Source organism: Xanthomarina sp. F1114 (assembly GCF_026410255.1).
Classification (GTDB): Bacteria; Bacteroidota; Bacteroidia; order Flavobacteriales; family Flavobacteriaceae; genus Xanthomarina.
Genome location: NZ_JAPMLL010000013.1, coordinates 78240 through 97162, shown reverse-complemented (window position 1 = coordinate 97162; position 18923 = coordinate 78240). Strand labels below are relative to the sequence as shown.

18 protein-coding genes are annotated in these 18923 nt (G+C 33.0%); 7 read left to right on the top strand and 11 right to left on the bottom strand.

All coding sequences use genetic code 11. From position 1 onward, the window contains the following. Positions 1–48 precede the first annotated feature (48 nt). Positions 49–1779, top strand: coding sequence for an APC family permease (locus OS188_RS11835; RefSeq protein ID WP_267149054.1), 1731 nt, complete (start codon positions 49–51; stop codon positions 1777–1779). On the opposite strand, the gene OS188_RS11830 is transcribed toward OS188_RS11835, so the two are convergent. From OS188_RS11830 to OS188_RS11785, 10 genes are all read right to left on the bottom strand, one after another. Next, positions 1769–2398 (bottom strand): MarC family protein, encoded by a 630-nt coding sequence (locus OS188_RS11830; protein WP_267149053.1) that lies wholly within the window; start codon positions 2396–2398, stop codon positions 1769–1771. The genes OS188_RS11835 and OS188_RS11830 overlap by 11 nt on opposite strands. Before the next feature lie 142 nt (positions 2399–2540). Further along, the gene (locus OS188_RS11825; RefSeq protein WP_267149052.1) at positions 2541–2918 is read right to left on the bottom strand and encodes a hypothetical protein; all 378 of its coding nucleotides are present in this window, start codon (positions 2916–2918) and stop codon (positions 2541–2543) included. Then, the gene (locus OS188_RS11820; protein WP_267149051.1) at positions 2918–3334 is read right to left on the bottom strand and encodes a GreA/GreB family elongation factor; all 417 of its coding nucleotides are present in this window, start codon (positions 3332–3334) and stop codon (positions 2918–2920) included. Before OS188_RS11820 ends, OS188_RS11825 begins: the two co-directional genes overlap by 1 nt. 21 nt (positions 3335–3355) lie before the next feature. Beyond that, positions 3356–4648, bottom strand: coding sequence for a Glu/Leu/Phe/Val family dehydrogenase (locus tag OS188_RS11815; protein WP_267149050.1), 1293 nt, complete (start codon positions 4646–4648; stop codon positions 3356–3358). 11 nt (positions 4649–4659) lie between these two features. Further along, positions 4660–4857 carry a hypothetical protein gene (locus tag OS188_RS11810; protein ID WP_267149049.1) on the bottom strand — a complete coding sequence of 66 codons (198 nt, stop codon included), beginning with the start codon at positions 4855–4857 and terminating at the stop codon, positions 4660–4662. A 182-nt stretch (positions 4858–5039) separates the two neighbouring features. After that, positions 5040–6368: a sigma-54-dependent transcriptional regulator gene (locus OS188_RS11805; protein WP_267149048.1), complete on the bottom strand. Its 1329-nt coding sequence runs from the start codon at positions 6366–6368 to the stop codon at positions 5040–5042. Between the two features lie 3 nt (positions 6369–6371). Continuing rightward, positions 6372–7472 carry a sensor histidine kinase gene (locus OS188_RS11800; RefSeq protein WP_267149047.1) on the bottom strand — a complete coding sequence of 367 codons (1101 nt, stop codon included), beginning with the start codon at positions 7470–7472 and terminating at the stop codon, positions 6372–6374. A gap of 9 nt (positions 7473–7481) precedes the next feature. After that, positions 7482–8492 carry an NADPH-dependent aldehyde reductase Ahr gene (ahr, locus tag OS188_RS11795; RefSeq protein ID WP_267149046.1) on the bottom strand — a complete coding sequence of 337 codons (1011 nt, stop codon included), beginning with the start codon at positions 8490–8492 and terminating at the stop codon, positions 7482–7484. Between the two features lie 66 nt (positions 8493–8558). Next, on the bottom strand, positions 8559–9173 hold the full coding sequence (locus tag OS188_RS11790; RefSeq protein WP_267149045.1) for a DEAD/DEAH box helicase: 615 nt from the start codon (positions 9171–9173) through the stop codon (positions 8559–8561). Between the two features lie 32 nt (positions 9174–9205). Further along, entirely contained in the window at positions 9206–10978 is a 1773-nt protein-coding gene (locus OS188_RS11785) for an ABC transporter ATP-binding protein (protein WP_267149044.1), read from the bottom strand. Positions 10979–11175: 197 nt separating this feature from the next. Here OS188_RS11785 and OS188_RS11780 point away from each other — a divergent pair, with 197 nt between their 5' ends. The 5 genes from OS188_RS11780 (at position 11176) to fabV (ending at position 14880) form a co-directional block, all read left to right on the top strand. Further along, positions 11176–11655 carry a hypothetical protein gene (locus OS188_RS11780; RefSeq protein ID WP_267149043.1) on the top strand — a complete coding sequence of 160 codons (480 nt, stop codon included), beginning with the start codon at positions 11176–11178 and terminating at the stop codon, positions 11653–11655. A gap of 34 nt (positions 11656–11689) precedes the next feature. Further along, a complete protein-coding gene (locus tag OS188_RS11775) occupies positions 11690–12013 on the top strand; it encodes a class II glutamine amidotransferase domain-containing protein (RefSeq protein WP_267149042.1) in 324 nt (107 codons plus the stop codon). Between the two features lie 110 nt (positions 12014–12123). Beyond that, positions 12124–12537: a hypothetical protein gene (locus OS188_RS11770; RefSeq protein WP_267149041.1), complete on the top strand. Its 414-nt coding sequence runs from the start codon at positions 12124–12126 to the stop codon at positions 12535–12537. 219 nt (positions 12538–12756) lie between these two features. Beyond that, positions 12757–13470 (top strand): CPBP family intramembrane glutamic endopeptidase, encoded by a 714-nt coding sequence (locus OS188_RS11765; RefSeq protein WP_267149040.1) that lies wholly within the window; start codon positions 12757–12759, stop codon positions 13468–13470. A gap of 222 nt (positions 13471–13692) precedes the next feature. Continuing rightward, complete coding sequence (fabV, locus tag OS188_RS11760) at positions 13693–14880, top strand: enoyl-ACP reductase FabV (RefSeq protein ID WP_267149039.1); 1188 nt, start codon at positions 13693–13695, stop codon at positions 14878–14880. A gap of 89 nt (positions 14881–14969) precedes the next feature. Here the strand turns inward: fabV and acs are convergent, their stop codons facing one another. Next, positions 14970–16877 (bottom strand): acetate--CoA ligase, encoded by a 1908-nt coding sequence (gene acs / locus OS188_RS11755; protein ID WP_267149038.1) that lies wholly within the window; start codon positions 16875–16877, stop codon positions 14970–14972. Positions 16878–16998: 121 nt separating this feature from the next. Between acs and OS188_RS11750 the strand changes: the two genes are divergently transcribed. Further along, a complete protein-coding gene (locus OS188_RS11750) occupies positions 16999–18921 on the top strand; it encodes a transglutaminase domain-containing protein (protein WP_267149037.1) in 1923 nt (640 codons plus the stop codon). Positions 18922–18923: the final 2 nt, after the last annotated feature.

The window sequence follows — 18923 nt, the reverse complement described above, 5'->3', positions numbered from 1 at the left end:
TATTCATTTATTTTCTACCTTTAAGTAAGTAATCTAACATACTTACAAATGAAAAAACGCTTAAATGAATTAGCTGCAACTTCTATTTGTGGTAACGACATTAGTTCTTCATGTTTATATGTTTCGGGATTAGCTATTGTTTATGCAGGGCAATACGCTTGGATTTCGTTATTAATGGTAGCTTTAGTTCTTTTCTTTTTTCGAAAAATTTATGGGGAAGTTGTTGGAGCTCTACCTTTAAATGGAGGCGCTTATAATGCGCTTTTAAATACAACAAAAAAATCTACTGCTTCTTTTGCTGCCACCTTAACAGTTTTATCTTATATGGCAACAGCCGTAATTTCTGCCAGCGAATCTGTAAAATATGCTCATAGTCTTTGGCACGGAATTCCTATTATTTATACAACTATTGGCCTATTAGCTGTTTTTATGATTATTGTTATTATGGGAATTGGGGAGTCTTCCAAGGTAGCTACTGCGATCTTCATTTTTCATTTGATATCATTAACACTTTTATGTGTGTTTTGTGGTGTTTATTTGTTTCAAAACGGATTCGATACCCTTCTTACAAATTTCAGAAACCCTATAGAAGGCAGTATTACTACGGCTCTATTTTTTGGATTTGCAGCTGCCATGCTTGGAATTAGCGGTTTTGAAAGTTCTGCAAATTATGTAGAAGAACAACAGGACGGAGTGTTTCCAAAAACACTTAGAAACATGTGGATTATAGTCACCGTTTTTAATCCGTTAATAGCTTTTTTAGCCTTAGCTATATTACCCATGGCAAGTATAGACACCAATAATGAAACCTTACTTTCTTTTATGGGGCAAACCTCTGGTGGAAACTGGTTATTTTATATTATTTCTATAGATGCCGTTTTAGTATTAAGCGGCGCTGTTTTAACCTCTTTTGTGGGCGTTGGAGGTCTGGTAGAACGGATGACCTTAGATAGAATACTCCCTAAATTCTTATTAAAAAAGAACAAAAAAGGAAGTTCATATCTTATATTCATCAGCTTTTTTATACTCTGTGTTACCATTTTAATTTTTACACAAGGAAACCTAAAAGCCTTGGCTGGAGTTTATACTATTGCCTTTTTAAGTGTTATGATATTATTTGCAATAGGTAATATTTTATTAAAAATAAACAGAAAGAATCTCCCTCGACCAGAGCGAGCGAGTGTTGGGGCATTGTTTTTTGGAATTCTTGGAGTGGATTTAGCTTTAATAGGAAATATGATATTAAATCCGCCTTACTTTGGCATCTTTCTTCAGTATTTAATTCCCACCTCCTTAGTGGTATTATTCATGTTGTATCGCATTCGAATTTTACGAGGCTTCCTAAAAATTGTTGCCTATTTTATTCCTTCTAATACGCCTGTTTTTAGAGGTATAAATACGCTTGTAAAAAAATTAATACTCCGTATTAACAGTCAGGAATTTGTGTTTTTCACCAATCATGATAATGCTGCCACTATTAACAAAGCTATTTTATATATTATTCAAAATGAACATACAAGACGACTCAAAATAGTATCCGTTATAAAGCCTGATTTTATTCTACCTCCAAAATTAAAATCGGATATTGAAGTGCTAGATCGAGCTTACCCCAATATTCATATAGAGTTTGTGGAAGAGCAAGGACATTTTAATCCGGAGAAAATAAAAGAATTATCAAAAAAATATAAAATTCCCATAAACTTTATGTTTATAGGTTCACCGGGAGATAATTTCCCTTATAGAATAAATGAGCTTGGAGATGTTAGACTTATAATATAGTTGAAAGTATAGCAACTACAGAGCCTATTATGTATTCTACTCCAATAGCAATAACTATAAATCCAATAATTCTAGACAAGGCATTAATTCCAGAAGCTCCTAAAAATTTCACGATAAAATGAGCACTTTTTAATATGAAATAAATGAATAAAGATGCCGTAAAAATAGCGCCTAAAATAATTAAGATTTCTTGAGTTGAAGTATATTCTTGGTTATACGCAATTAACAAGGAAATAGTTCCTGGACCAGCTAACATGGGAATAGCTAATGGCGTTAAAGAAATAGGATCTCTACTTTCAATAATTTCTTTTACACGTTCGCGTTTCATTCCTTTATGCTCACGAAATTTACCTGTTAATAAAGCAAATCCAGAAGTTGCTATAATAAGTCCTCCAGCAATTTTAAGTGCGTTTAAACTAATTCCAAAAAAAGAAAGGATAAATTTTCCCGCAAAAAAGGAAAGTACCAATATGGCTAAAACATCAATTGCTGTCCAAAATGCGGTTAAAGCTCTTTCTTTTTTAGTATAATCGTCCGTTAACCCAACAAATATTGGAAGCGTTCCTAAAGGGTTCATAATAGAAAAAAGCGCTCCAAAACTTAATAAAAATAACTCCATACCTTTTTAAAAAATCAATGTTTTTTACTTACTTGAATATTAGCTAAACTTTTCTAATTACTATTTGGTTTGAAAATTAGAAAAGCCACAGGAACCGAAGTTCCCGTGGCTAAATTAAATACAAACTAACAAACTATCGTACTTATTCTAAAATTTTTAAATAAACTTGACTTTTTATAGCTCTATATTCTTCTATATGTTTTACGTATTTGGCATAAAACACATCGTGTTGATTGATATAAAACAAGTCGCATTCTAAATCATCGCATTCGTGAAAACTTCCTATAGAACTTTTGTAGTTATACAGTTCGTTTAGCAATGCCGAATTAACTTCATTTTTTTCTAAAAGCTTATCTCTTAAAACTTTGTCTCCAATTTTATTAGATGCTATTTTAGTCAACCAATCGCATTCATTGGTAGCATAACTTAAATGAGAGATCCAAATATTTAAATCTTGCAATCGTTTTGCGTGGATAATCTCTTCATCTGTATCGTGTGAAAAAAACGTATTTAATTCCATTATAATTTGATTTGATTACTTTCTACTTTTACTTGTTTTACTTCTTTTACTTCTAAAGACTTTGCGCCTCCAGGAAATTCCCAATCAATAACGTCGCCTTTGGCATACCCCATTACGGCCAAGCCCATAGCTGTTAATACAGATAATTTTTTATTAGAATAATTACTTTCAGTTGGAGCTACAAGTTGAAAATTATTCTCCCAACCATCACCCGAAACTACAGTAACTTCAGAATTAAATCTAATAACATCATCCGGCATATCCTCTTCATCAGAAACAATTGCAGTCTCCATTTCACTCTGTAATCTGAGAACTGAATTCTTTCTAGCAGCATCTTTATGATTCCCAGCTAAACTTAGGAGACGCTTTAAGGTCACAAATTCCTTTTTTTCTAATATTAAACTTCCGTATTTCATTATAAAAAATTTAAGTATTAATTAAGGGAAAATACCTCTTTGTACATAGGCTTTTTCAATACGCTCAATAGCCAATACATAGGCAGCAGAACGCATATCTAATTCTTTTTCATTAGATGTTTTTAGGACTCTTCTAAAAACTTCAGCTAGTTTTTTAGTTATTTTAGCTAGAATTTCATCTAATTCCCAAAGTTCTCCGTTTCTGTTTTGTAGCCATTCAAAATAACTACCAATAACACCCCCTGAATTACATAAAATATCAGGAATAATATCTACACCACGATCTAATAAAATTTTCTCAGCTTCAACAGTTGTTGGCCCATTTGCACCCTCTGCAACTAAAACTGCCTTTATATTATTAGCGTTGTCTTCAGTAATTTGATTTCCTAAAGCTGCAGGAATACAGATATCGCAATCTAAACCAAAGAAATCTCCTTTTTCAATAGATTTTCCATTGGTATAACCAACAAGACTTCCGTTGTTTCCTTCAATATATTCTTTTAAGCTTTCAGCTCCTAATCCTTCTGGGTTAGCAATACTTCCAAAAGCATCTTGAACACCAACTAATTTCGCGCCATCCTCTTCTAAGAAGTGTGCAGCCCAATAGCCCACGTTACCAAAACCTTGAACAATAAATCTTTTTCCTTTTAAATCGATACCCTTATTTTCTGCCCAGAATTTAATATTTAAATAAACTCCAAATCCAGTAGCTCTATCACGTCCTTCAAGACCTCCTGATCCAACTGGTTTACCAGTTACTACGTGATGGTTTTTTGAACGCTCTGATGGACCTTTTGTAGACATGTATGTGTCTGCAATCCAAGCCATTGTTTGAGAGTTTGTATTAACGTCTGGCGCAGGAATATCATGCTCTGGCCCAATGTTTTCTCCTAAAGCATAAGTAAATCTTCTTGTAATACGCTCTAATTCTGCATTGGAGTATTTTTTTGGATCAATTTGAATTCCACCTTTAGCACCTCCATAAGGAAGACCCGCTAAGGATGTTTTCCAAGTCATCCACATAGCTAAAGCTTTTACAGAATCAATGTCGATAGTTGGGTGGTATCTTAAACCTCCCTTGTATGGACCTAAAGCATTGTTATGCTGAACACGGTAACCTTTAAAAACTTCCACATCTCCATTATCCATTCTTACTGGAAAATGAATGATTAATTCATTGTTTGTAACCGCAAGTATCTTTTTGATATTTGGGTTAAGTTCAACCAAATCTGCAGCATGATTAAACTGCTTCATAACATTTTCTAGCATGCCTTGCTTTGGTTGCGGCTTTTTCACTTCTTTTGTTAATGTCATTTGTATTTAATTTAATTAAGTTCTATTACACTAGTATCTTTACTAACTAATTTGAACTCGTTTGTTAATTTTTGAGGGTAATTATTTTGTTTTAAATCTTTGGCTAATTTATATTCACTGCAAGACCAGATAAAATTTTTGTCTAAAGTTAAACTACAGGAGTCTACATACTTACAGGTATTACATAAACTTCTTTCTATAGTATCCATAAACCAATTTTTTAATCCATGCTACTAAGAGCAACTCCTGTGCCAACTATCTAAATATTTTTAAAAATAATTAACAAACCATTGTTTTTCAGGCTTTTACTTGCATTGACACCAAATTACTTTCTTTTATAAGAGTGGGGAGTTTTTACTCACTTGTGGTAAATCTACCCATAGCTTTTAAGTTATTTAATTTTCTCGCTGAGTGTTTTTCTATCTATTTGTAGAATTTTTGCTGCCTGAGTTTTATTATTGTTTGTTGCTTTTAGCACTTTTAGTATATGATTCCTCTCTACTTCTTTTAAAGGTAAAAGTTCGTTCTCGGTAGGAAAATCTATTTTATATTTTAAATAATCGGGTAAATCTTTTACTTCAACTTGTTTATCGCACATAATAATAGCCTGTTGCACAACATTTTCTAGCTCTCTAATATTTCCTGGCCAGGAATACCGTTCTAAGACTTCTAGAGCTTCGGGAGTAATTTTTAACAACCGGTCTTTATATTCAACACCGTATTTAAATAAAAACTTTTCGGTTAATAAAGCTACGTCTTCCAAACGTTCCCGTAAAGGTGGTACATCTATTTGCACAACAGTTAACCTATAATACAGGTCTTCTCTAAATTTACCCTTCTTTATAAGTTCTTTTAAATCTATATTAGTTGCAGCAATTAGTCTAACATCCACTTTCTCCACTTTCTGAGATCCTAATCTAGTTACTTCCTTTTCTTGCAGAACTCTTAAAAGTCTTAGTTGAGTAGCCATTGAGGCATTACCAATTTCATCTAAAAATAATGTGCCTTTGTTGGCAGCTTGAAAGAAACCTATTCTATTTTCGTTAGCTCCCGTAAATGCACCTTTAGTATAACCAAACAACTCTGCTTCCAGTAAGTTTTCTGGAATAGCTCCACAGTTTACAGCTATAAAAGGAGCTCTGGCATACTTACCCATATAATGAATGGAACGCGCCACTAATTCTTTTCCGGTACCACTTTCTCCTGTAATAAAAACAGTAGCTCGATTGCTTTTAACCCGCTCAATAACTTCAGTTACTTTTTTTATGGCATCAGAATTTCCAATTAATTCTCCATAAGAACCAGAATCTTCTTTATTTTCTGTTTTTTCTGGAATGTGCTTTTGAGGCTTTAATTCTAAAGATTTTGATACTGCCTTTCTCAATTCTTCTTTAGTAAAAGGTTTGGTTAAATAATCCATAACCCCAGATTTCATAGCTTCTAAAGCACCATCAATAGATGGATAACCGGTAACAACCAATTTAGGTATTTCTGGATAGTGCTCCGAAACGAATTTTACCAATTCCAAACCATCCACTCCAGGCATTTTTAGATCTGTTATTAGCAAATCGATATTTTTATCTTTTAAAATCTCTATGGCTTCTTTTACAGAAACTGCTTTATAGGTATGATAATTAAAGGATTGTAAATGACGTTGGATAAGCTCTAGAATGTGAATATCGTCATCGACCAATAATATATTTTCATTGTTTAACACCATCGATTAATTTTTAGGTAATTTAATGGTAAAAATTGTGCCATTCGGTTTATTTATATCAAAAGTAATACTCCCTTTATGACTCTTAACAATACCATGCACCACACTTAATCCAAGCCCAGACCCTTCACCTACAGGTTTGGTTGTAAAAAACGGATTAAATATATTTTCTGAACTGGAGGTTTTAATTCCAGGACCTTGATCTGATATTTTTAAGGTTACTATCTTATCTGTGTCTGAAACCTGAACATGAATTTTTCCTTTTTCTGGGGAAAAATAAATGGCATTAATAACTAGGTTAAAGATAACTTGAGTAAGCTGAATGGCATCCACCCTCAATAGGATTTCTTCTTTTTCAATATCCAGCTGACAATTAATATTTTTTTTAGTGAAATTAGGATTTAGTAGTCCAATGGCATCTTCTATAATAGGAACAATATTTGAAAATTCCATTTGATGTGGCATATCGCATGAAAAGAACATGAGTTTCTTAACAACTTCCCTAGAATAAATGGCACTATTTATTATTTTATCTAAATCATTTAAAACTGGCTTATTATCTTTAAACTGATCTTTAAGCAATTCCGTATAACCTAAAATATTCGCAAGTGGTGTATTCAATTCATGTGCTATTCCGGCTGTAATTTCACCCAAAATACCAAGTCTATCAACTCTTTCGATATGACGTTTAGCTTGAGCTTCACTTTCTATAATTTGTTTTCGCTCAAAGAGGTTTCCTATTTCTAAAGCAATTTTATTGAGTAATTGAATCTCTTCATTTAAAAAACTATTCTGATTGAATTTGGTTTTTGTATACCCAACCTTAATCGAGCCTATGGGAATATTAAAAGTCTTAATAGCAGAAACAATATAGACATTCTCAGTAGAATACGCACCAGCCGAAATAATCTCGTCTTCAATTTTAAGCTCTACAGAAGCATCTTCAGGATATCTTATAGCACCTTGTAAACTATAGGCTATAGCTTGCCATGTAGGTTCTAAATTTTCCAAATCGGAATTGGCTATAAACGAGCTCACATTGTATAAGCAGGTTAACTCCTTTATCCGTTCATTAAGTTTAACTTCTGCTGAAATTTTTTGAGTCATCTTTAAATTTTATGATACGTTTAAAACAATTCTAAATCTAGCTTTTCCGTTTTCTAAATGTGCTATAGCTCGATTAACATCTTCTAATTTAAAGGCTTCAACGCTTGGATAAATGTCATGTCTAACACAAAAATCTAACATGGTTCTAGTTAGACCTATTCCGCCTAACGGACTTCCTCCTACCGATTTCTGACCACCAATTAGTGAGAACGCCGGAATTGCCATAGGTTCTAAAACACCTCCTACATTATGAAAACAACCTTGTGGTGCTAAAGTTTTTAAATAAGAATCCCAATCCAAAGTTACATTTGTTGTGTTTAGAATAAAATTTAAGCTTCCTCTTATACTTTTTAGGGCTTCAGGATTTGTGGAATCAATAACTTTTGATGCGCCCATTTCTAAAATTTGTGATTCTTTATCTGGGTTAGAAGAAAAAGCTATCACTTCGCAACCCCAAGCTTTTAAAAACTTTATAGCCATATGTCCCAGACCTCCAATTCCAATAACTCCTACGCTATCGGTAGGTTTTACATTGGCTAAAAATATGGGATTAAAAACGGTGATACCACCACAAAGTAAAGGACCCGCCTTAGCCAAATCAATTCCTTTTGGTAAAGCAATAGCCCAAGACCAATGACTTCGTACATAATCTGCAAAACCTCCATGTCTTCCCACAATGGTCTGCTCGGCTGTGTGGCATAAATGCTGACTGCCGTCCATACATTGATTGCAATACATACAAGATCCAGAATACCATCCCAAGCCAACCATGTCTCCAATCTTTAAATTTTTGACATCTTTGCCTAAAGCCACAATTTCGCCTACAACCTCATGACCAGGAACTAAAGGGAATTTACTTGTTCCCCATTCGTTATTAAGCATGCTTAAGTCTGAATGACAGAGGCCACAATAATGTACTTTTATATCAACCTGATCTGAAGCTAATTCGGGAAGTTTATAGGTGAATTCTTCTAATTTAGAGCCTGAACTTAAAGCAGCATAAGCTTTTACGGTTCTCATAACAAAGCGAGTTTTAATGTTTATAAAGATACATATTTATGTACAGTTATATAAAAAGCTCCGTGTTTATTTAAGATGAACTATATGGGGTTGAAACATGAATTTTTCTTGCCATCTATCAAAACGTTCGTCATATTTTGTTGAAAATACAAGATATTGACATTTCTCTAGACTTTCCGGAAGACGAGATACATCGCTTAGATGAGAACCTCTAAATAAAAACTCTGCATCGTCAACAATAAACATTTGAAGTTTTCTAACGTTCACATTATTCATAAAGAATAACTTATTAAAACGTTTAGGGGTTGTAATTAAAATATCTATTCCATTATACAATTCATCTCGTTGCATATCAATATTGCGCTGTTCATAAACACCAAGTAAGCGTAAATCTGTTCTAGATATGTATTTTCTAAATTCACTTTCTAGCTCCAAAACAGCTTCTTTATCTTTTACAAAAATAATAGCTCTTGGAGCATCTTCAAAAGCTTCTCCTTTTAACTTCTGAACCACTCCTAAGATTAAAGCCGTAGTTCTTCCTGAACCTTTTGGAGCAATTCCAAAGAGATTGGCACCAGACTTAATCTTTGAAAGTGTTTTTTTCTGAAAAGGCAAAGCTGTTTCAAATCCTTGTTTTTTTAACACGTCTTGAAGTGGTTCTATTAATTTTTTAAAAGGCATAGTTTAGATTATAGTTAACAAATATACTTTAATTATATTTTTGCTTGGTAGGTATAAAGGTCAAAATACCTTCCTTCTTTTGCAATTAACTCTTCGTGAGATCCCCGTTCGGCAATATGCCCTGCTTCTATCACTAAAATTTGATCGGCTTTTTTTATGGTACTTAATCTGTGAGCAATAACAATAGTTGTTCGGTTTTTAGTTAATTCAGACAAACTTTTCTGAATTAAACCTTCGCTTTCTGTATCCAAATTAGAAGTGGCTTCATCTAGAATAATTATTTTAGGATCTGATAAAATAGCTCGGGCTATAGCTAGTCTTTGACGCTGCCCTCCAGATAATTTAACACCTCTTTCTCCTATTAGAGTATTTAAACCATCCTCAAATCTATCGGTAAACTCATTGACATAAGCTGCTTTTACGGCATGTTGAAGCTCAGCTTCGGATGCATGTGGCTTTGGAAAAAGAATGTTTTCTCTAATTGTTCCTTCAAACAAAAATTCATCTTGTAAAACAACGCCCAAATGTTGTCTGTAACTACTTAAATTTACTTTAGACAAGTCCTGATTATCTATAGTAACTGTTCCTGATTTGGGGTTTAAAAAAGTAGCTACCAAACCTGCAATAGTCGATTTTCCCGAGCCAGAACTTCCAACTAAAGCAGTTACCGACCCAGGGGGCACAGAAAAATTTATATTATGAAGAACCTCTTTGTCTTCTTCATATTGAAAAGAAACATCCTTAAACTCGATGTGTCCATCCACTTTATCCATGATAATGGTTCTATTCTCCTGATCCTCTTCAGCTGTCATATTCATCAGCTCTTCCGTTCTATCAAGACCTGCCAGAGCTTCGGTAAGCTGACTTCCTATATTACTCATTTGTACAATTGGAGCAATCATAAATCCTAATAGTAAGGTAAAAGACAAGAAATCTCCCACAGTTAATTCTCCCATCATTATTTTATAGCCACCAATCCCCATAATCCCAGTAGAGGCTATTCCTAATAAAAATGTAGAAGTACTCGTCATTAGCGCTGTGGCTGTTAGACTTTTTTTCACGTTTTGGAACAATCTTTCTACGCCTGCTTCAAAGGTTTTATTCTCTTGCTCTTCGGCATTAAAGGCTTTAATAACCCGAACTCCCGCCAAAGTTTCTGTTAAGCGTCCGGTAACCTGGGCATTAATTACACCACGTTTTCTAAAAATAGGTCGGATATACTTAAAAGCCTTTAAAGCTATAATTCCAAAAATGGCGACAGGCACTAAAACAAATAGTGTCATGGACAAACTAATATTTACAAGAAGAATTAAAGAAATAACGGCTGTTATGGTTCCTCCTACCATTTGCACCAAACCTGTTCCTATTAGGTTTCTAACCCCTTCCACATCTGTCATAATTCTAGAAACTAATTCTCCAGACTTTGTATTATCGAAAAACCGAATGGGTAAGGAAAGAACTTTCCTCTGCACTTTAGCTCGTAATTCGCTAATTAAATATTGTGCTTGAACGCTTAAAATTTTTGTCAATAAAAATGAAGTTATGGCCTGAACTAAAATTGCAATGCCTACTATTAATAGTAAACTATACAACTGATCGTAATCTTTATTAGGAATTACATCATCTAATAAAGCCTTACTCTTCCAAGGTAAAACCAAACTTGACAACCGACTTAAAACAATAAGAATCAACCCAATAAACACCAGGTTGCGTCTTGGCCAAATAATCGTTTTAAAAGCCTGAGCTATTGTAACTTTCCTTTTGTTGTCTTTAGATTTATTCGTTTTACTCTTATAGTGTTTCATGCAGATAGTGTACAGGTTAAAACCCCTTTGGTATAAGGCCAAAACAGTCAATTAACATGCCATATTATACAACTATGACATATTAGCAATAGCAAACCGTTTATTATTTAGAATGATTCTAAAATATTTTCTATTTTTCCCGTTTATGAGTTAGATTATTAGTATTTTTATAATGTTCTAATCGAAATATTATTGTAATGGAGTATATAACCCTAGCACGTGTTCTACATGTGCTTGCCGTAGTTTTATGGATTGGTGGTGTAGCCATGGTTACAACGGTATTGATTCCTGCCATAAAAAAAATAAAATCGAAGGAAGATAGAATACACACCTTTGAGCAAATTGAAGGTAGATTTGCTCTTCAGGCAAAAATAACCACCTTAATAACAGGAATTACCGGTTTCTATATGTTATATGAAATGGATGCATGGAGCAGATATTTGGATATACGCTTTTGGTGGATTCATGCTATGACTTTAGTTTGGATTATTTTTACTGTGGTTTTATATATTCTAGAACCGTTGGTTTTACATAGATTATTTAAAAAATATGCTGAGGAAAACCCAGAAAAAACCTTCCAATTTATGCATCGTGCACATTGGGTTTTATTAATTTTAAGTTTAATAACCATAATTGGTGCTGTGGCCGGAAGCCATGGATGGTTTTTTATAAAATAGATATATTTAAAATATTAATTAAAAACATAAGATCATGAAACAGAAAAGTTATGATACCGTTAGTGAAGCTACAAACGACTTGATGCAAAGAGGTTATACCACTAATTTTGCATTAATGAGCGACAAAGAATGTTTGGTATGCCACAAAACCTCTGTTCATCTTTCTCCAGACGATTTTGAGATTGATGAAATCCATAGGTTTGAAGGCATGACAGATCCAGGAGACGAGATGATAGTTTATGCCATCTCTTCTCTAAAATATAATATGAAAGGCGTTGTAGTAAACGCCTATGGCATGTATGCAGACAATAGTACAACAGCTATTGTTAAAAAATTAAGTCGTGCAGAAAAAAAGTAATTCAGAGTGTAAAAGTTAACTTTTAATTACAAATTTGTTAATATTCTTATTATTATATAAAAATATTATAATTTTAGAAAATTAAAAAAAATCACATTTAAAAGACGAATATGAAACACTTACTAATTTTAACTTTTAGCTTACTTACCATGATTTCTTGTAAAGACAACAATGCAAACAACAAAACCTCCGAATCTGGAATTGGAGGAGACAAGGATTCTCATGGCTGTTTAACAGCTGCAGGACAAACATGGAGCGAATTAAAACAAGATTGTGTTCAAGTTTTTAAGGTAGGAAAAAGATTAGATCCTATTAATCAAGAAGAAAGTGAAACCATACTTAGCGCATTCGTTATTTTTAACGATGACGAATCTAAATGCGAGTTATTCTTACCTCAGAATAAAATATCTTCTATTATTTTAATACAGTCTGAAGATGGTATTTATACAAACCAGCAGTACAAATTTAATACAGCTACTTCAACCTTGTCTAAAGACGGTGAGCCAACATACAAAGGTTCTTAGAGTTTGTTTTGTTTTTATTAAAAGTAAATTCTAAGAATAACAGTTTACTTACTTTATAAAAACAAGCATGTGCTAAAGCTTGGATAAAACTTCTATTCTCAATTTTTACGGATAACTTATTGCTCCGATAATGAATTATCCAAAATATAAGTGCCTATCTTTTATTTCAATTTTATTGAAAATAAGTAGTAATCAATCACATTTATACAGCTAGATTTAATGGATAAAAGTTTAAATAAAATTCCTTCTTATTTAAGAATAACTCTATTTATTTACGGACTTGCTCTGTTATTAACTTTTATCATAATTAAGTTTCCTAATGGAATTCAGGCATTAGGAGTCCTAATTTTTAACTTCAAAATTCCATTTAACTGGAATCACGGATTTGCCTTACTTTTGACAGCTATTGTAGGATATGCCTTTTTTAAAACTGAGCGAAAAACTAACTTTTTAGGCAATAACAAAGTCAGAAGTATTGTTTTTAGCCTTATTTTATTAGTTTCTTATGCCATAGTAGGTATTTCTAATAAATATGAAATTAATCCACATTTATGGGCCTTAATCTTTGTGTCTTTAACCTTGATATATGATGTTTTGGAAGAATCTTTTTGGCGAGGATATCTAAACGATTTAATACAACCAAAGCATTTAGCAATAAAATATACAATAACCGGTATATTGTGGTCTTTCTGGCATTTCTTAATCTTCGATAACTTTGAACAATGGGGAGGTTTTCACGTGTTTTTAATGCTTTCTATAATTGTTTCTTTTATTATAGGCTTTGCTACCACTAAAACAAATTCAATTTTAGTGGCTGCAGCAATTCACGCCTTATTAATAAGCAAAAATTTAAATGTTACAATCATCTGTTTTATCATTTGGTCGATAATGATCTTAACCTGGAATAAAAAGCTTTTTATAAAAAACACTTAAGTAAATAGCATTCCTTATTCTAATAAAATAACCAAGCGCTAATAAGAAGCATATGGATTGTAATAGTTTTTTAAGATTCTTTTTTGATGAGAAGTAAGTAGTTGCTACTTTAGCAAAGAATAAGACTTCTAGAGAAGAAGTACAGAGTTTATCAATATCTAACAAAGAATAGACTTATAGATTACAGAGAAAATCTTTCTTAGAACACAAAAACCAAGCAAAATGATAATAGAACCTAAAACTCGTGGATTTATTTGCATAACCTCTCATCCAAAAGGTTGCGAAAGAAGTGTATTAAATCAAATTAATTATATAAAATCAAAAGGAAAAATTGATGGTCCAAAAAAAGTATTAGTAATTGGAGCCTCAACTGGGTTTGGTTTAGCGTCTAGAATTACTAGTGCTTTTGGTTCCAATGCATCTACAATAGGAGTGTTTTTTGAAAAACCTCCATTAGAAGGCAGAACAGCCTCCTCTGGATGGTATAATACAGCTGCTTTTGAGAAAGAAGCTCATAAAGAAGGAATTTATGCTAAAAGTATAAATGGAGATGCTTTTTCAGATGAAATAAAGGAGAAAACAATAGAATTAATTAAGGAAGATCTTGGGCAAATTGACCTGGTTGTATACAGTCTTGCTTCTCCGGTTCGCACTCATCCTATAACTGGAATCCGACACAAATCAACATTAAAGCCAATAGGGAATACATATACAAACAAAACTGTAGATTTTCATACAGGAAAAGTAAATACTATTAGTATTGAACCTTCTACCGAAGATGATATTGAAAATACAGTTGCTGTAATGGGTGGTGAAGATTGGAAAATGTGGATAGATAAATTAAAAAAAGAAAACCTACTTGCCTCTAATTTTAAAACAGTGGCCTACTCTTATATTGGACCACAACTTACTGAAGCTGTTTACAGAAAAGGAACTATTGGCAAAGCAAAAGACCATCTAGAAAATACAGCCTTTACCATCACAGACTCATTAAAAGATATTGGTGGAAAAGCCTACGTTTCAGTTAACAAAGCACTTGTAACACAATCAAGTTCTGCTATTCCGGTTATTCCTCTATACATTTCATTATTGTATAAAGTAATGAAAGAAAAAGGACTGCAAGAAGGTTGTATAGAACAAATACATAGATTGTATACAGAAAGGCTATTCCTTGAAAACACCCCTACAGATTCTGAAGGTAGAATACGAATTGACGATTGGGAAATGCGTGCCGATGTTCAGGAAAAAGTTTCGGAATTATGGGAACAAGCAACCACTGAAACACTTCCTACTATTGGTGATTTAGAAGGATATAAAACCGAGTTTTTTAATCTATTTGGTTTTAATTATGATGAAGTAGATTATGATATTGATGCTGATGAAATGGTAAATATCCCTGGTTTACAGTAAGTATTAAAAAAAGAGTCTAAAACAGAAATCCCAATAAGCAGTTGTAAAAATTGCTTATTGGGATTTGTAAATTATTAGGCCCTATTAATTTATAAAGCTTCGTCAATAATATTCTGAACGCATTCTGGATTTAATAGGGTGCTAGTATCTCCTAAATTTGAAGTATCTTTTTCTGCAATCTTTCTTAAAATTCGTCGCATAATTTTCCCAGATCTCGTTTTTGGCAGCCCTTGAGTAAATTGTATTTTATCTAATTTGGCAATTGGTCCAATTCTATCCGTAATAAGTTGATTAATTTCTTTTCTCACATTATCGTGAATTCTTCCTTCTCCTGCTTCTTTTAAAGTTACATAGCCATATAAAGCAGTTCCTTTAATGTCGTGCGGAAAACCTACAATAGCACTTTCGGCCACTGCTGGATGTTCGTTAACAGCATCTTCAATTGGTGCCGTACCTAAATTATGTCCTGAAACAATAATTACATCGTCCACACGGCCCGTAATTCTATAATATCCCACTTCATCTCTCAACGCACCATCGCCTGTAAAGTACATATCTTTATAGGTTGAAAAATAGGTTTCTTTATAGCGTTTATGGTTTCTCCAAATAGTTCTTGCCATACTTGGCCAAGGAAATTTTATACATAATCTTCCCTCTACCTGGTTTCCTTTTAATTCTTCACCTGTTTCACTAATTAATGCAGGTTGTACTCCAATAAATGGTAAGGTTGCATAGGTTGGTTTGGTAGGTGTAACAAAAGGAATAGGCGTAATCATGATCGCTCCTGTTTCGGTTTGCCACCAGGTATCAATAATAGGACTTTTGTTTTTTCCAACGATATCATTATACCAATGCCAGGCTTCTTCATTAATAGGTTCGCCTACAGAGCCCAACACTTTAATGGAGGATAAATCGAATTTTTCAACTAACTCCGAACCTTGTTTTGCCAATGCACGAATGGCTGTTGGCGCCGTATAAAATTGATTGACTTGGTGCTTATCTATGATGTCCCAAAAGCGTCCAAAATCTGGATAATGTGGTACTCCTTCAAACAAAACAGAAGTGGCACCATTTGCCAGAGGTCCGTAAATAATATAACTGTGTCCGGTTATCCAACCAATATCTGCCGTACACCAATACACATCATTTTCCCGATACTGAAACGCGTTTTTAAAAGAGTATCCCGTATAAACCATATAACCTGCCGTAGTATGAACCATCCCTTTTGGCTGTCCGGTAGATCCAGACGTATATAGAATAAATAAGGGGTCTTCTGCATCCATAATTTCAGCTGGACATTCGGTTGACGCCTTATCTAATAAAGGTTGTAACCATTTGTCACGACCTTCTTTCATATTAATATCGCTGTCAATTCGTTTAACAACTAGCACACTTTCAATTCCAGGACAAGATTCTAAAGCTTCATCTACAATTCCTTTTAAATCGATAGTTTTATTGCCTCGAAAAGATCCATCTGCTGCAATTACCATTTTACAATCGGAATCGTTTATTCTGGTTGACAAAGCAGTTGAAGAGAATCCAGCAAACACGACAGAATGGATAGCTCCAATTCTGGCACAAGCCAAAACGGCAATAGCTAATTCAGGAATCATAGGAACATAGATACAAACACGATCTCCTTTTTTAATGCCTTGATCTTTTAGCACATTAGCCATTTTGTTTACCCGTTCGTAAAGCTGCTTATACGTAATATGTTCAGCAGGCTCCTCGGGGTTATTTGGTTCGAATAAAATAGCTGTTTTATCGCCACGAGTTGCTAAATGTCTATCTATACAGTTTTCGGTAATATTGAGTTTAGCACCTTCAAACCATTTTATTTCTGGCTTAGAAAAATCCCAACTCAACACTTTATCCCATTTTTTTCGCCATAAAAAGTGCTCTTCGGCTACTTCCTCCCAAAAGTTTTCTGGTTCGCGAACAGACTTTCTATATACCTGATAATACTCTTCTAAATGTTTTATGTGGTAGTTACTCATAACTAAAATTTATTATGTTGAAAAGATAAAACAATGTCCAACAGAATCAAAACAAAGACTGTCAAAAAAAATTGTTAAAATTTTAACAAAATTTATATATTAGCCATCTAAACCCCATTTCATGATAAAAAACTACCTAACAGTTCTAATCATACTAGCTTGTTCCCTTTTTACAAATGCTCAGAAAAACACAGAACCAACTCCCGAAGAAATAAAATTAGCAGAAAGTCTAAAAGAAGCATTTCCTGATGACCATGTTGCTTCGGAAAGTGAAAACTATCATATAAGTTTTGAATATAATAAAAGAACAAAGAAAATTGAAGTCGTAGAAGAAATTACTCAAAACCTGATAAACTTAGACTCTAGGGCAAATATTCAGGTGTATTCCTTTTATAATGGCGAATCTGAAATTGAATCTTTTAAAATTAAATATAAAACCAATCGAGATACTGATTCCTATATCCAGGATGAAGCTATAAAAAGTGACGATTTATTTCATAACGACTCTCGTGTTAAATACACAAATTTAGCCTTTCCTCTAAAAGGTTATAAATACCAAGTTGAAATAATTAAACGCTATAAGGATATAAAATACTTTACTAGTTTGTATTTTAACGATGACTATCCAACGGTAAAAAAAACCTTCACAATAGATATTCCTAATTGGTTAGATTTAGAATTAAAAGAAATGAATTTTAATGGTTTTGCCATTAATAAAACCTTAAAGTCCGATTCTAAAAACAATTCTAAAACGCATACATTTACTTTAGAAAATGCAGCTGCAATGTTTGACGACACCAGCTCTCCCGGACCAACATATATTTATCCTCATATCTTAGTATTAGCAAAATCTTACACTTATGATGGTGAAAAAACCAATATTTTTGAGTCTACTCAAGATTTATATAATTGGTATAAAACTCTGGTTAATAGTTTAGAAAATGACAATACCGATTTACAAGCTAAAGTAATAGAGTTAACCCAGGACGCCACAACAGACGAAGAGAAAATAAAAAACATCTATTACTGGGTTCAAGACAATATTCGTTATATCGCTTTTGTAGATGGTATAGCCGGTTTTAAACCAGATGAAGCTTCTAGCGTTTTTAAAAAACGTTATGGCGATTGTAAAGGAATGGCCAACCTTACCAAACAAATGCTTATAGAAGCAGGTTTTGATGCTCGTTTAACATGGATTGGAACTAACCGTATTGCTTACGATTATTCGACGCCTAGCCTGTCTGTAGACAACCACATGATTTGCACCCTCTACAATAATAACGAACCAGTTTATTTAGACGGTACGGAGAAATTTAATGCCTATAAAGAATATGCTAATAGAATTCAAGGCAAACAAGTATTAATTGAAAATGGAGATGAATTTATACTAAATGTCGTGCCTAAAGTAGATGCCGATTTTAATAAAGAAACGGTAAATTACCAATTAAGTTTGGAGAATGAGCAATTAAGCGGAACGGTTTCTAAAACATTTAGAGGTGAAAGTCGCTCGAGTTTATTACAATATTTAAATCAATTGCAAACAGATAAAAAAGACAAGTTTTTATTATGGTATTTAAATGGAGGTGATTCTAATACTAAAGTTGAAGATATTTCCACATCCAATTTAAGAGATAGAGAAATTCCTATTAATATTGATTATAGGATTACTATTAACAATGCTGTTTCATCTTTTGACGACACCATTTATATTGATTTAGATTTAGACAAGGAATTGTCTGGTTATAATTTTGAAAAACGAAACACCGATTTTGTTTTTGACTATAAAAAACATTTACAATCTACAACTACTTTAGATATTCCTGATGGCTATAAAATTGGTAGTCTTCCAGAAGATATTTCACTTGCTAACGACAACTTTAATTTAAAAGTTTCATTTACAGAAATAGATAATAAAATTGTTTATAAAAAGGATTTTGAAATCACGAAAAACGTTATTAACAAAACAGAATTTAATGAATGGAATGGTTTTATAAAAAACTTAAATACCATTTACAACGAACAGATTACACTAATAAAACAATAAGA